This window comes from Mesorhizobium sangaii, assembly GCF_014207355.1.
Taxonomy (GTDB): domain Bacteria; phylum Pseudomonadota; class Alphaproteobacteria; order Rhizobiales; family Rhizobiaceae; genus Mesorhizobium; species Mesorhizobium sangaii.
Window position 1 is genome coordinate 796002 of record NZ_JACHEF010000001.1, and the last position, 13553, is coordinate 809554.

At 61.7% G+C, this 13553-nt stretch carries 14 protein-coding genes and 1 pseudogene; 7 read left to right on the forward strand and 8 right to left on the reverse strand.

Translation table 11 applies throughout. The annotated features are described in order from the left end of the window. A pseudogene (locus HNQ71_RS34600) lies at window positions 1-210 on the forward strand (hypothetical protein); the annotation flags it as partial. Window positions 211-236: 26 nt separating this feature from the next. Here the strand turns inward: HNQ71_RS34600 and HNQ71_RS04075 are convergent. Then, entirely contained in the window at window positions 237-662 is a 426-nt protein-coding gene (locus HNQ71_RS04075) for a Ros/MucR family transcriptional regulator (RefSeq protein WP_013532660.1), read from the reverse strand. Window positions 663-1110: 448 nt separating this feature from the next. Continuing rightward, window positions 1111-1482 carry an SH3 domain-containing protein gene (locus HNQ71_RS04080; protein ID WP_246461178.1) on the reverse strand — a complete coding sequence of 124 codons (372 nt, stop codon included), beginning with the start codon at window positions 1480-1482 and terminating at the stop codon, window positions 1111-1113. Window positions 1483-1629: 147 nt separating this feature from the next. Here HNQ71_RS04080 and HNQ71_RS04085 point away from each other — a divergent pair, with 147 nt between their 5' ends. The 3 genes from HNQ71_RS04085 (at window position 1630) to HNQ71_RS04095 (ending at window position 4972) form a co-directional block, all read left to right on the forward strand. Beyond that, on the forward strand, window positions 1630-3753 hold the full coding sequence (locus HNQ71_RS04085) for a S9 family peptidase (RefSeq protein ID WP_184871289.1): 2124 nt from the start codon (window positions 1630-1632) through the stop codon (window positions 3751-3753). Next, window positions 3750-4376, forward strand: a complete 627-nt coding sequence (locus HNQ71_RS04090; RefSeq protein WP_184871290.1) for a LysE family translocator — start codon at window positions 3750-3752, stop codon at window positions 4374-4376. Before HNQ71_RS04085 ends, HNQ71_RS04090 begins: the two co-directional genes overlap by 4 nt. Before the next feature lie 194 nt (window positions 4377-4570). Continuing rightward, entirely contained in the window at window positions 4571-4972 is a 402-nt protein-coding gene (locus HNQ71_RS04095) for an SET domain-containing protein (protein WP_184871291.1), read from the forward strand. Between the two features lie 91 nt (window positions 4973-5063). On the opposite strand, the gene HNQ71_RS04100 is transcribed toward HNQ71_RS04095, so the two are convergent. The 4 genes from HNQ71_RS04100 to HNQ71_RS04115 form a co-directional block, all read right to left on the reverse strand. Then, window positions 5064-6014, reverse strand: a complete 951-nt coding sequence (locus HNQ71_RS04100) for a cytochrome c (protein WP_184871292.1) — start codon at window positions 6012-6014, stop codon at window positions 5064-5066. A gap of 9 nt (window positions 6015-6023) precedes the next feature. Then, window positions 6024-6461: a c-type cytochrome gene (locus tag HNQ71_RS04105; protein ID WP_184871293.1), complete on the reverse strand. Its 438-nt coding sequence runs from the start codon at window positions 6459-6461 to the stop codon at window positions 6024-6026. Window positions 6462-6729: 268 nt separating this feature from the next. After that, window positions 6730-7326 (reverse strand): superoxide dismutase, encoded by a 597-nt coding sequence (locus HNQ71_RS04110; RefSeq protein ID WP_095089869.1) that lies wholly within the window; start codon window positions 7324-7326, stop codon window positions 6730-6732. A gap of 176 nt (window positions 7327-7502) precedes the next feature. Further along, window positions 7503-8381, reverse strand: a complete 879-nt coding sequence (locus HNQ71_RS04115; RefSeq protein ID WP_184871294.1) for a branched-chain amino acid aminotransferase — start codon at window positions 8379-8381, stop codon at window positions 7503-7505. 158 nt (window positions 8382-8539) lie between these two features. Between HNQ71_RS04115 and HNQ71_RS04120 the strand changes: the two genes are divergently transcribed. Continuing rightward, complete coding sequence (locus tag HNQ71_RS04120; protein ID WP_184871295.1) at window positions 8540-9202, forward strand: haloacid dehalogenase type II; 663 nt, start codon at window positions 8540-8542, stop codon at window positions 9200-9202. A 173-nt stretch (window positions 9203-9375) separates the two neighbouring features. Further along, window positions 9376-10203 carry a L,D-transpeptidase gene (locus HNQ71_RS04125; protein WP_184871296.1) on the forward strand — a complete coding sequence of 276 codons (828 nt, stop codon included), beginning with the start codon at window positions 9376-9378 and terminating at the stop codon, window positions 10201-10203. A gap of 75 nt (window positions 10204-10278) precedes the next feature. Here the strand turns inward: HNQ71_RS04125 and HNQ71_RS04130 are convergent, their stop codons facing one another. After that, on the reverse strand, window positions 10279-10821 hold the full coding sequence (locus tag HNQ71_RS04130; RefSeq protein WP_246461179.1) for a class I SAM-dependent methyltransferase: 543 nt from the start codon (window positions 10819-10821) through the stop codon (window positions 10279-10281). A gap of 102 nt (window positions 10822-10923) precedes the next feature. Then, window positions 10924-11730, reverse strand: coding sequence for an alpha/beta fold hydrolase (locus HNQ71_RS04135; RefSeq protein ID WP_184871298.1), 807 nt, complete (start codon window positions 11728-11730; stop codon window positions 10924-10926). Between the two features lie 107 nt (window positions 11731-11837). On the opposite strand from HNQ71_RS04135, the gene HNQ71_RS04140 reads away from it, so the two are divergent. Further along, window positions 11838-13382 carry a bifunctional AfsR/SARP family transcriptional regulator/alpha/beta hydrolase gene (locus HNQ71_RS04140; RefSeq protein WP_184872228.1) on the forward strand — a complete coding sequence of 515 codons (1545 nt, stop codon included), beginning with the start codon at window positions 11838-11840 and terminating at the stop codon, window positions 13380-13382. Window positions 13383-13553 lie beyond the last annotated feature (171 nt).

Sequence of the window (13553 nt, forward strand, 5' to 3'; positions counted from 1 at the left end):
GGACGGAAAACCGTTTCACACTTTTCCTGGAATTGCTCTCTTTGTTTAACGCAATTCCGGACGGAAAACCGTTTCACACTTTTCCTGGAATTGCTCTCTTTGTTTAACGCAATTCCGGACGGAAAACCGTTTCACACTTTTCCTGGAATTGCTCCAATCGATCGCGCGCTGCTGCCTGCAAAATCAAACGGCGCCAGAAGGCGCCGTTGATGTCGATCCGATCTGGCGAGCCGCGATTACCGCGCCTTGCGCTTGCGGCCGAGACCCATCTTCTTGGCAAGCTGGGACCGCGCAGCAGCATAGTTGGGTGCAACCATCGGATAGGTCGGGTCGAGGTTCCACTTTTCGCGGTACTGATCCGGCGTCAGGTCGTAGTGGGTCATCAGATGACGCTTCAGCGACTTGAACTTCTTACCGTCTTCAAGGCAAACGATGTAGTCGTCATGAACCGAGCGCTTCGGGTTGACTGCCGGCTTTTGCTTGTCGGCAGGCGGCTGTTCGGCAGTTCCACCCACGCGCCCGAGCGCGGCATGGACATCGGATATCAGGTTCGGCAATTCGCCGACCGGCACGGGATTGTTGCTGACATAGGCGGCCACCACATCGGCGGTCAATTCGATCAGCGCATCGCTGTTTCTGGAAGGTGTTTCGACAATATCCATGGTCATCTGGCCCCAACAAGAGTTACGTCAGTGTGCGCCCTTTTTTTCAGGCAGGGCATCGCGCGAATTTTATGCAGGTAGAGCTTCTGCGATTCGTGTCGCGTGCACATCAATGACCCTGCTGACCAAGTAAGTCAATTCGGTCTTTGCGCTATATTGAACAATGTTGATCAATTATTCCCGAATTAGCTTCAACCTTTCGTGCATTGTGTAATTTTTCGATATTTCGCCCGCCAACCAGCAACCGCTGACGCAACGTCAGTTCGTCGTTACATTCGCGATAACTCACAAAGCAGCTTTCAATGCTTGATTTTGCTTGGCTATCTCGCGGGCAAGCTTGGTTGCCCACACCTGCCCACAAAACCGCAGGTTGCCGCATGTCCTGCGCAAGCAACCAGGCGACATGCCCGTCATGTCAACTGACTCGGATCAGTCGCCGCCAAGTCAGTCAATGCGGCGTGATGTATTTGCCATAGGCCCAGCCGGTGACGAAGTTGCCGTTCTGGGCAGGGTCGTGCCAGACTTCGCACCAACGATAGCGAACCGTGTGTTCCTGCTTCCACGCCGGCTGATTGGCGATGTCGAGCAGGTTTATCCCGCCGGTGCATCGTCCGGTCATCTGCAGAACGGTTCCGTTCGGATACGCCGCCTGTTTCTGGGATGTGCCCGAGGGGTATTTGCGCACATTGAGCGTGTCACCGAACGGCACGTTGGCCACTTGCCAAGCCGCGAATACGGTCGCATGAGACTTGCCTGTAGAAGCCAGAGTGAGCGAAGCAACAGCAAAAACCGCAGCGGTCCGAGAATAAATATTCATCATCTCTCCTCCCGGCCCATCACCTGGAGCCGACACACCCTTAAGCTGTGGCTCTTGAACCCGCCCTGATGGGCGTGTTCATTCGCCATTCAAGATACTTCCCCCATTCGAGATGCTTCCCCATTCAAGATATCGGCAAAGCGAGACGCAATGACCAAGACTTCCGCATTTCCGCACGTCAGCCCGCCAGCGCCCGAGAAACGGCCAGTTTCCGATACGCATCACGGCATCACGCGAACCGACGACTACGCCTGGCTGCGGGCCGACAACTGGCAGGAGATGTTCCGGGATCCGTCATTGCTCGATACGGGGATCCGCGCCGAGCTCGAGGCCGAGAACGCCTATCAGTCGAAGCTGATGGCCGACACGGCCGAGTTGCAGAAGCAGCTTTTCAAGGAAATGAAGGGTCGCATCAAGGAAGACGATTCCTCCGTGCCGATGAAGGACGGACCCTATGCCTATGGCTCATCCTTCAGGCTTGGCGGCGAGCAGCCGCGTTATTTCCGCATGCCGCGCGATGGCGGCGCAGAGCAGATCCTGCTTGATGGCGACGCGGAGGCGGCGGGCAAGGCCTATTTCCGTCTTGGCGGCGTCGATCATTCGGCTGACCATCGCAAGCTCTTGTGGGCATTCGACGACAAGGGCTCCGAATTCTACACGCTTCGCGTGCGCGACCTTGACGATGGCAAGGAGCTCGCCGACCAGATTCCCGACACCGGCGGTTCAGGCGTCTGGAACGCCGGCGATGACGGCTTCTTCTACACGCGCCTCGACCCCAACCACCGCCCGTCCAAGGTGCTGTTCCACGCGCTTGGGCAAAGCCCTGAAAGCGACCGGCTAATCTATGAGGAAACCGATCCCGGCTTCTTCATGAATGTCGACGGCACCCGCAACAACGAATGGATCATGATCGGCATCAACGATCATGAGACCTCGGAATACCGCCTGATGCGCGCCGACGACCCGTTTGCCGAACCCAAGCTGGTCTCGCCACGCGAGATCGGCCTCCAATATGATCTGGAAGAAGGCGGAGACATCTTCTTCATCCTCACCAATGCCGACGGCGCCAAAGATTTCAAGATCATGACCGCGCCGGCGAACGACCCAGTGCGCGCCAACTGGCAGGAACTGGTGTCGCATGAACCTGGCCGGCTGATCCTGTCGGTGATCGGCTTCAGGGACCACATGGTCCGGCTCGAACGATGGGAAGGCCTGCCGCGCATCGTCGTGCGCGACCGCAGCAGCGGCGAGGAGCATCTTTTGTCCCTCGACGAGGAGGCCTTCTCGCTCGGCCTGTCGGGCTCCTATGAGTACGACACCGAGATCATGCGCTTTTCCTATTCGTCGATGACGACGCCGGCCCAGGTGTTCGACTACAATATGCGCACCCGCGAGCGGGTGCTGCTTAAGACCCAGGAAGTGCCTTCGGGCCATGACCAGGATCACTATGTCACCAGGCGGCTGATGGCGCCCGCCGCCGATGGCGAGCTGGTGCCGATCTCGCTTCTCCACCACCGTGACACGCCGCTGGATGGATCCGCACCTTGCCTGCTCTACGGCTACGGCTCCTATGGCATCACCGTGCCGGCCGCATTCAACACCAACTGGTTCTCATTGGTCGATCGCGGCTTTGTCTTTGCCATCGCTCATGTCCGCGGCGGCAAGGACAAAGGCTATGGCTGGTACGATGACGGCAAGCGGGCGCACAAGATGAACACGTTCACGGATTTCATCGCCTGTGCGCGCCACCTTGTTGCCGAGCGCTACACGGCGCATGACCGCATCGTCGCGCAAGGCGGCTCGGCCGGCGGCATGCTGATGGGCGCCATCGCCAACATGGCGCCGGACTGTTTTGGCGGCATCGTCGCCGAGGTGCCCTTCGTCGACGTGCTCACCACCATGCTCGACGCCAGCCTGCCGCTGACGCCGCCGGAATGGCCGGAATGGGGCAACCCGATCGCGTCCGCCGACGATTACCGAACCATCGCCGCCTACTCGCCCTACGACAATGTCGCCGCGCTCGACTATCCGCCGATCCTGGCGCTGGCCGGTCTCACCGATCCGCGCGTCACCTATTGGGAACCGGCCAAATGGGTGGCACGGCTGCGCGACCGCAAGAGCGGCGACAATCCCGTGCTGTTCAAGATCAACATGGATTCAGGCCACGCCGGCGCTTCCGGCCGGTTTTCGCGACTGGAGGAGATCGCCTATACTTATTCCTTCGCACTGAAGGTGATGGGCAAGGCGCAGCTTACAGGAGAGATTCGCCAATGATCGATCTGTCAACATTGACAGCCTACATCGCGGTTGTGCTCGGCTTTGTGTTCATTCCAGGCCCAGCTACCCTGCTTACCGTCGCGCGGGCAACGAGTTCCGGAACGAAGGTGGGCATTGCGACCGGTGCCGGGATCGCGGCCGGCGACGTGGTTCACACCGTCATGGCCATGGTCGGCATATCGGCGATCATCGCCACTTCGGCGGCGCTGTTCAGCATCGTAAAGTACATAGGCGCCGCCTACCTCGTTTATCTCGGCACTCGCGCGATCCTCGAGAAAACACCGGCCAACCCGGCTGCCGGCGCGCTTGCCATCTCCGCCGGCAAGGCGTTTCGACAGGCTATCCTGACCGAAGTGCTCAACCCCAAGACCGCGCTTTTCTTCCTTGCATTCCTGCCTCAGTTCGTGCGGCCTGAAAACGGGTCGGTGATGCTTCAGTTGACCACACTAGGGGTGATCTTCGTCATGCTGGGTCTACTCAGTACGGTCGTCTTTGCAGTCAGCGCCGGTCGGCTTGGCACTTTCCTGCGCCAAAATCCGAGAGTGCTCAAGTGGCAGGGCAAGATTGTCGGCGGCATCTACTGTGCTTTGGGCGTCCGTCTGGCTTTGCAGCAGCGCTGACACCCAGCGAGGTGTCTGCGCTGCGCCGCCGGCCGCTCATGGTCATCATTTTTTGATTTGCGCATGGTTCCCTTCCAACGCATCTGTTCCAGCTATGTGGAGTGGATTTTCCGCTCGCAATTGCAATGGCTGCGCGCTACCCAATGCGCGGCTTCTGAGAGGCCACCACAGCCCCAATCGCGTAAAGGTCCATTATGCTGCTCGTCGACGTCTATCTCGACAAATCGCCCATCCAGGGCATCGGCGTCTTTGCCAAGAACCGCATTCCCCGCGGCACGCGGATATGGAAGCTCGATCCACGGTTCGACCGGCTGATCAAGGTCGAGACCTATGAGGGCGAGAGCGGGCCGGTTAAGAGCTATCTCGACCGCTATTCCTATCCCGACAGGCGCGACCCGAACTTCATCGTCTTCGAAGCCGACGATGCGCGCTACATGAACCATGCCGACGAGCCGAACTGCGACGTCTCCTCGCCCGAGGAAAGCTTTGCGTTGCGCGACATCGCAGCCGGCGAGGAGCTGACCTGCAACTACAACCATTTCTTCGAGACGGGCTTCGACTTCCTCGGCGACCGCCACCTGACATCCGACGGCTAGAGCACCTGACGAGAGTTATGCGGCGCGCTTCGACTGTTGTTCTAATGCACGTCGTTGACTTAAACCGCCGCGCAGTCTTGGGCGATGTGTGTCAGTTCGCCGTCTTCTTGCGCGCCGGATAGCCGTTTGGATGCGGCGGGACCGCCTTGAGATAGGCGGCGATCGCCGCACGATCCCCCGCGGTCAGTTCGGCCATGTTCTTCTGCACGTCGACCATCGCGCCGCCGACGGCATCGAAATCGGGCGTGAAGCCGGTTTCAAGATAATTGGCGACGTCGGCTTCAGACCAGTTGCCGATGCCGCCCTCGCCCGATGTGATGTTCGGCACGACGCCGCTGCCTTCGGCCGCCACGGCGCCCGCCAGCCACTCGCTCTTCTTCGTCCCGCCCGCAAAGTCGCGCGGCGTGTGGCATTCGCCGCAATGGCCCGGCCCCTCAACCAGGTAACGACCGGCCATCACCGGATCAGGCGTGCCTTCGGGGAGCGAAACAACCGGCTGATCGCTGAGATAGAGCCGTTTCCAAAGGCCGATGCCGCGACGGATGTTGAACGGGAACGCCAACGAATTTCCAGGCGCCTTGCCCGCGACGGCCGGCAGCGTTTTCAGGAAGGCATAGAGATCGGCAATGTCGGACGGTTTCATGCGTGCGTAGGACGCATAGGGAAACGCCGGATAAAGATGCTCTCCCGACGGCGATACCCCCTTCAGCATGGCATTGGCGAGGTCCTCGACCGACCACGCGCCGATGCCGTCCTTGGGGTCCTGCGAAATGTTGGGCGGCACAAAGGTGCCGAACGGCGTCTTGAGCGCGAGGCCACCCACCAGTTGAAGCCGCGCATCGCCCTGCGAACCCGGCTTTGCGTGGCACGAGGTGCAACCACCGGCATAGAAAATGCGCTTGCCTCGGGCCGCATCCCCAGGGTCGAGCTTGGCCAGGGTCCCGCTGTCGACCCTCACTGGCGCCGACAGGACCCACCCTGCAACCGCGCCGACGCCGCCCAGAACGACGAGGGCGCCGACGAGCTTTTTCAGCCGGGGCATCGCCCGCTATCAGCCCTTCTTCACTCGATAGGTCTGGTGGCAGGTGCCGCAATTGGACGCGATGGTGTCAAACTGCGTCTTCAACGTATCGACATCGGCAGGAGCGGCAGCGGCCGCGGCCTTGACGTCGGCGATAAATTTGTCGTTGGCGGCCTTGAAGCCGGCCATGTCTTCCCATATCTTCGGCGCAGCCGTGGTGTCGCCCGTGTCGCTGCCCGCCGGGAACAACGCGTCGACATCGACTTTCTCGGCATTCGCTTGCAATGCCTGCAGCGCAGTCAGCACAGCGGCGGCATCATAGGGCTCCTCGCCCTTGACCACTTTCGACAGGCCGCCGACGATCTTTCCACGCTCCTTCATCAGCGCCTGCCGATCGAGGATCGGGTCGGCAAAGGCCGCCGACGCCGCGAGGGCGAGCATTGAGATGGCGATGACAAGCTTTCTCATTCATTTGGCTCCGTGATGAAGGTATTTCGGGGATGAGGGCATTTCGGGACAGGACGCTAACGGATGCGACTGGCGGAATATTCCATTCGCCTCGGATGATTTTGCTGCGCCACAGCAAAAGAAAAGCCCCGGGGTGCCGGGGCTTTTCTGGAGATCGATCAGGACATCAATCGGGTCGCGCCCAAAGGGACCCGAACGACGCGGCTTGGGTCCTTGTTTCGTGCATGTCGTTGTCCCAAAACCGCTCCGCACTTTTGGGCGACATGAGTCAGGCCTTTTCGTACAGCTCGAGCACATGATCCCAGTTGATCAGGCTATCGACGAACGCCTCGAGATATTTCGGCCGGGCGTTGCGATAGTCGATGTAGTAGGAGTGCTCCCAGACATCGACGCCGAGGATCGGCGACGCGCCATGGACGAGCGGATTTTCGCCATTCGGCGTCTTCGAGATCGCCAGCTTGCCGTCCTTGACCGACACCCAGGCCCAACCGGAGCCGAACTGCGTCGTGCCGGCGGCGATGAAATCGGCCTTGAACTTGTCGTAGCCGCCGAGATCGCTGTCGACTGCCTTCTGCAGGGCGCCGGGCAATTTGTTGCCGCCGCCGCCTTTCTTCATCCACTTCCAGAAATGGATGTGGTTGTAGTGCTGGGCGGCGTTGTTGAAGAGGCCGGCATTCTTGCCGAACGACTGCTTGACCACCTCTTCGACCGACAGATCGCCCATGCCGGCTTCCGCGGCCAGCTTGTTGCCGTTGTCGACATAAGCCTTGTGGTGCTTGTCGTGGTGATATTCCAGCGTCTCTTTCGACATGTAAGGCTGCAAGGCCTCATAGTCGTAGGGCAGAGCGGGCAATTCAAAAGCCATGGGTAGTACTCCCTCGTGGAAAAATCCGGTGTCGATACCGGAGTAAGATAGGTCTGGATTGAGCTGGAACAACTCCGGAATGAAGCGCCGGTTCCTTTCTAAGCGGGTTGCGGAAGCCTGTCACACGGTTTTCCGACAACGAACCCCGCAGCGACAAAAAGGCCAGGTCGGACGCGTCAGCCAGTTGACGTCGAATGCGCCCAATCCCAATAGAGCTCGCGCGCCTTCTTGGCCACCGGCCCGGGTTGCAGGTTGCGCTCCTCGATGCGCGTGATCGGCACCACCTTGGAATGGTTTCCGGTCGAAAAGATTTCGTCCGCTTCCAGGAAATCCCGTATCGACAGCGTCTTTTCGGTGGTCTTGAAGCCATACTCGCCAAGCAGCGTCATGGTGCGCGAGCGGGTGATGCCGGACAGGAAGGTGCCGTTCGGCGCCGGCGTCAGCACATGGCCATCCTTGACCAGGAAGATGTTCGACGTTCCGGTCTCGGCGACGTTGCCCAGCATGTCGAGCACCAACGCATTGTCGAAACCGCGCATCTTGGCTTCGAGAATGGCACGGCCGTTGTTGGGGTAAAGGCAGCCGGCCTTGGCGTTGGTCGGCATGGTTTCGATGGTCGGGCGCCGGAACGGCGACACGGTCACCGAAAAGCCGGTCGGCGGGATCATCGGCGACTCATAGAGGCAAAGGCAAAAACGGGTCGAGGCGGGATCGGCCGGCACGCCCATATAGCCGCCATGCTCGGCCCAATACATCGGCCTGATGTAGACGGCAGTCTTGCCATCGAACTTCTTCAACCCGTCCCAGGTCAGCCCGACGATCTTGTCGGCGGTCATCGACGGCTTGAGGCCGAGCGCGATCGCCGAGGAATTCACCCTGGCGGCATGGAGCTCGAGGTCGGGTGCGACGCCTTCGAACCAGCGGCCGCCGTCGAACACGCTGGTGCCAAGCCACATGGCGTGGCTGCGCGGCCCCAGAATGGCGACGTTGCCCTCGTGCCAATCACCATCGACGAAAGTCCATGTCGCAGATAGTGCCGCAGCCGCCAGTGTCATCGCGTTGTCCAGTCCCGATCGATCTCGTGTGGCAGCCATTGGAAGATGCTTTGGCGGGCGCCGTCAACCGGCATTGCGGAGTTTTGTTGAGGCCAGCGGCGCGTGTGCGGTGCAATCAAAGCTTGCACCTTCTCGCGCCTCGCCTCAAAACTGTTGCCATGCAATACGCCGCCTATGTTTTCGACGCCTACGGCACTCTGTTCGACGTGCATGCCGCCGTGCGCCGTCATGGCGACCAGATTGGGCCTGACGGCCAATTGTTGTCCGAAATCTGGCGCGCCAAGCAGCTTGAATATTCCTGGGTGCGCACGCTGATGGGCGCCTATGCCGATTTCTGGCAATTGACGGAACAGGCGCTCGATTTCGCCTTGCGCAAGGTTCCCTCGGCCGATCCTGGCCTCAGGGCCAAACTGCTGGACGCCTACTGGCGGCTGGATTGCTATCCCGAAGTGCCGGCCGTGCTCAAGGCGCTCAAGGCTTCGGGAGCGAAGCTGGCGATCCTCTCCAACGGCTCGCCCGAAATGCTGCAGGCGGCGGTCAAGTCCGCCGCGCTCGATCAGGTTCTGGACGACATCTATTCGGTCGATACGGTCAGGCGCTTCAAGACCGATCCGGCGGTCTACGACATGGTCACCACCGGCTGGCGCCTCTACCCCAACGCGGTTTCCTTCCAGTCCTCCAATCGCTGGGACATCGCCGGTGCGACCAAATTCGGCTTCCGCACGGTTTGGATCAACCGTTCCAACCAGCCGGAAGAGTACCGGGACTTTCCACCGGCCCTGATCCTGCCTACGCTCGAAGCATTGGTGCCCGGCAGCTAGGTTGCAAAGCTGTGTCCCTGACGCCACAGTGGCGGCGCAGTCACAGCTTCGCCTTTGTTTGTCCACGTTCGGGCCAGAATCGGAACCGCCTATCGCGCCGGGTGTTGTCAGACACCCACGCAGCAGTCGGCGTTTCACGCTTTGTTGCGATTTGACACCTAAAGAAGGCAACCATGTCCATAGCCGAAATCGAATCCTTTCGCCTGAGCCGTCGCGGCTTTCTCAACGCCGCTGCATTGGGCGCCGCTTCGATCGCGGTTTCCGCATGCGCCACCACCGGGCCGGAACCGGTCGAGCCGCCACCGCCGCCAACCTATGTCGAGCCGCCGCTGCCCGACTACGCGACGATGTACGCGGCCGTCAGCGATGGCGGCTTCGACCTTCCGCCAATACCGTTCGAGAGGATCGATCCGCAGTTCCTGCGCCAGATCGTCCCCGATCCGACCGGACAGAAGCCCGGCACCATCATCGTCGACACGACAGGGCATCATCTGTATCTCGTGCGCCAGGGCGGCCAGGCGATCCGCTACGGCGTCGGTCTCGGCCGCGCCGGCTTCGAATGGTCCGGCGACGCCGTCGTCCAGTGGAAGCAGAAATGGCCGAAATGGACGCCGCCGGATGAAATGGTCGCCCGGCAGCCGGAACTGAAGCCATACAGCGCCGACAATGGCGGCATGCCGGGCGGGCTGAAGAATCCGCTCGGGGCGCGCGCCCTCTACCTCTTCCAAGGCGACGTCGACACGCTCTACCGCCTGCACGGCTCACCTGAATGGAAGTCGATCGGCAAATCGGTCTCGTCAGGCTGCGTGCGCCTGATGAACCAGGACATCATCGATCTCTACGACCGCGTGCCTTCGAAGACGCCGGTGATCGTGACCAGCGACGTCAGCCAGCCGATGGTGGCAACGGCCAACCGCCGGGCCATTCCGATCGACGCCGGCGTGCCGGACGGATCGGTCCTGCTCGGGCCGGTGAAAGCCATCACCAACTCGATCTTCTGAGCCGCGGGGTGCGTGGCGGAAGGGCCATGCGAGCATCGTGCGCATTTTCGGACGTGCAGGTTTTGACGAAGGCCGTCAACCTGTCGGGGGTGCCGCGACGCCGGCGTAGTGGCTTCCCAATTGCCAGAAGGGCGGCGAGAACCGCCCGCGCTCCTCTTCAACGAGACTGAAACCCGCCCCGCGGATCAAGAGCAACGGATCGCGATTGAGGTGGCAGCCGCCGGCGATCCGCCCCCACAGCCTGTTGAGGCGCTCCTGCCATCTGCGGCAACGCGGCTCCTCGGCCTGGCCATGCTCGATGAAGATCAGCCGACCCGTCGGCTTCAGGATGCGTCGGATTTCGGCCAGCGCCGCCTCAGGATCCGGAATGGTACAGAAGGCATAGGTCACGACAACCGTGTTGGCGAAGGCGTCGGCCAGCGGCAGGCTTTCGCCGCCGGCCCGGAGGCATTCGACATCGAACGGCATGGAACGGCTCTTCGGTCCGGCCAGGCCGAGCATCGTGCCGTCCGGATCGACGCCGACCAGCCGCTCCACCCTGGCAGCGTCGTAATAGGGAAGGTTCAGGCCGGACCCGAAGCCGACTTCGACGACAATGCCCTCTGCCCGCGGGATCATTCGCCTTCGCATGTGCGCAAATGTGTTGGCCGAACAGCCGGCATGGACGACGTAGGGAGCAATGCAGCGTGCATACCAGGAGAGACAGGTTTGGCACATGGCTTAGCCTCCTTGCCTTGTGTTCTGAGCGCCGACACGGCCCAGAAAAGCGTCCACCGCCGGCGCCACGGTGTCGACATCGAGGAAGGCCGTGACATGGTTCTTGCCCGCGAGCGGCAGAAACTCGCCGCCCGCCAGGTCCGCGAAATTCCGGACGGGCTCGCAACGGGGATCGAGCGTGCCGCTGATTGCCAACACCGGTATCCCCAGCCCCGCGAAGGCCGCCGAGAAATCCAGCCTGTCCTTGGCAAGGCTTGCTTGAACAGCGGTGAGATCGTTGGCCCGGATCCGCCGGCTTGCGGCCTGCGAAAGGTCGGGGGCCAGTTGCGTCAAGAAGGCGAGCCAAGTCTCGAAGTCATTCTTGAGCGCCGCTCGCAGGGAGGTGAGATCCTCCGCGTACGGATGCGCGCCATTGACGATCAGCGCGCTGACGCGGTCCGGGTGGTAGAGAGCCACGGCCAGCGCGACCACGCCGCCCATTGAATGTCCCATCAGTGCAGCATGCTCGACACCGGCACGGTCGAGCACGGCAACGACATCTGCTGCCCGCCTGAGCCCGGAATAGGCGATCGGATTGTGAGGCTTTCCGCTCCGGCCATGGCCGCGGCAATCGATGAGGATCAGCCGGCGCCCGCGCCGCAGCAGTTGGTCGACGTAACCCGCCTCGTGCCAGGACTCGCTGTTTTCGGTCACGCCATGCAGCAGTACGAGCGGCTCGCCGCGACCCAAGTCCTCGTAGGCGATAGAGATGCCGTCCCTGACAACAGCCTCGGACGTGCAATGATAGGCGAGAGTATTGACCAGTGACATTTCTCGCTCCAAGGGAGTTTCCTGATTGGGCCCAATCGGCCCGACCTCCCGGGGTGGATAGGATGCCGGCGTCCCCTCGACGTCCCCGCGCGGCCGCATACGGATCGATGGAGCGATTGGAGTTCCGACTTCTGGGTTTTCCTGAGTTCCGTCTGAACGGGCGGCGGGTGGAACTTGCCTTGCGCAAGGCGGCAGCGCTCCTCATCTACCTCGCCGAGGCCGCCGGGCCTGTGGCGCGTGAGGTCGCAGCCACGCTTCTGTGGCCCGAAACCGACGAGGAAGCCGCACGCGCACGCCTTCGGCGCACGCTGTATAAAATCCGCATCGCGTTCGGCAGCGAGGTTATCGCTACCAGCGGAACATCCCTAAGCCTGCACCCGGCGCTGTCCGTTGAGGTCGACTCCAAGGTTTTCGAGCATGCCTGCAATGTCGGTCCTCTCGACGGGGCAGCCGACATGCACGAGGGCGACTACCTCGCCGGCTTCTCCGTCCCGGATTGTCCGGAATTCGAGGAATGGGTCTTCTTCAGGCGCGAGGCCCTGCGCAGCCGGCTGGTGCAGGCGCTGGAGCGGCTCATCGAAGCGAAGATCGCTGCCGGTGAGCCTCGCAGCGCGGTCGTGCATGCGACGCGCCTGACGGGACTGGACCCTTTGAGCGAAAGTGCGCACCGTCACCTGATCGGTGCCCACCTTGCGGCCGGGGACAGGGCGGCAGCCGAGCGCCAAAGGGAAACCTGTGTTCGATTGCTGCGGGAAGAACTCGGCATAACGCCGGACCCAGCCACGCTTGCCCTGCTGCGCGAGCCATATCACGATGCCGCCCTGGACGTGCCCAGAACGCGCTACGTCGAGGCGGACGGCATCCATATCGCCTACCAGATCGTTGGCAGCGGTCCGATCGATATCGTGCTTGTTCCGGGCTTCATTTCGCATGTCGAGCGGATCTGGGAAGACAGAAGCTGCCGCGCCTGGATCACCGCGGTTTCGCGTCTCGGCCGCCTGATCCTTTTCGACCGGCGAGGCATGGGACTTTCCGACCGTGTCGGTGCCCGCCCGACCGTCGAAGCAACGGCGCAGGATATTCTGGCGGTCATGAACGCGGCCAGCAGCCGTAGGGCCTTGCTCATCGGCGCATCAGAAGGTGGGCCGGGTTGTGTCCGTTTTGCCGTAAACCACTCCGATCGCCTGATCGGTCTTGTTCTCTGGGGGTCCCTTGCGAAAGGCAGCCGCGCGCCCGACTATCCGTTTGCCCTGACAGTCGCGCAATACGATCTGTGGAAGCAACGGCTGCTTGCCAGTTGGGGTGGCCCGGCGGAAATCGAAACTTTCGCCCCGAGCCTGGCCGCAGACCGCCAGGCGCAGACCTGGTGGGCTGGGTTGCTCAGGGCAGCCTCCAGTCCCGGCGCGGTCGCGGGCCTACTGGAAGCGCTGCGTGATACCGATGTCCGTCATCTCCTTGCAAAGGTTTCGGCAAGGACGACGGTTCTGCACCGTTCCGGCGACCGCGCCGTTCGCATCGAAGCCGGGCGCTTCCTGGCGGCCAACATCCCAGGCGCGAAGTTTATTGAGGTTGCCGGTAACGATCACTGGTTCTGGGTCGGCGACCAACAGCCGCTGCTTAATAGCATAGGCGCGTTTTCACGACGTAGCTGATGGCCCAGCCAAGGGCGCGCACTGCTGGGATGATCGGTCCTGCTCGGGCCAGTGAAAGCCATCACCAACTCGATCTTCTGGTCCCGAGTCAGCGTCGCTTCTCTTGGACAGGTGCAAAGCAAGCAGCCCACCGGCATCGGCTCAAGGCACGTTAAGGCAGGGAAGCGGTGG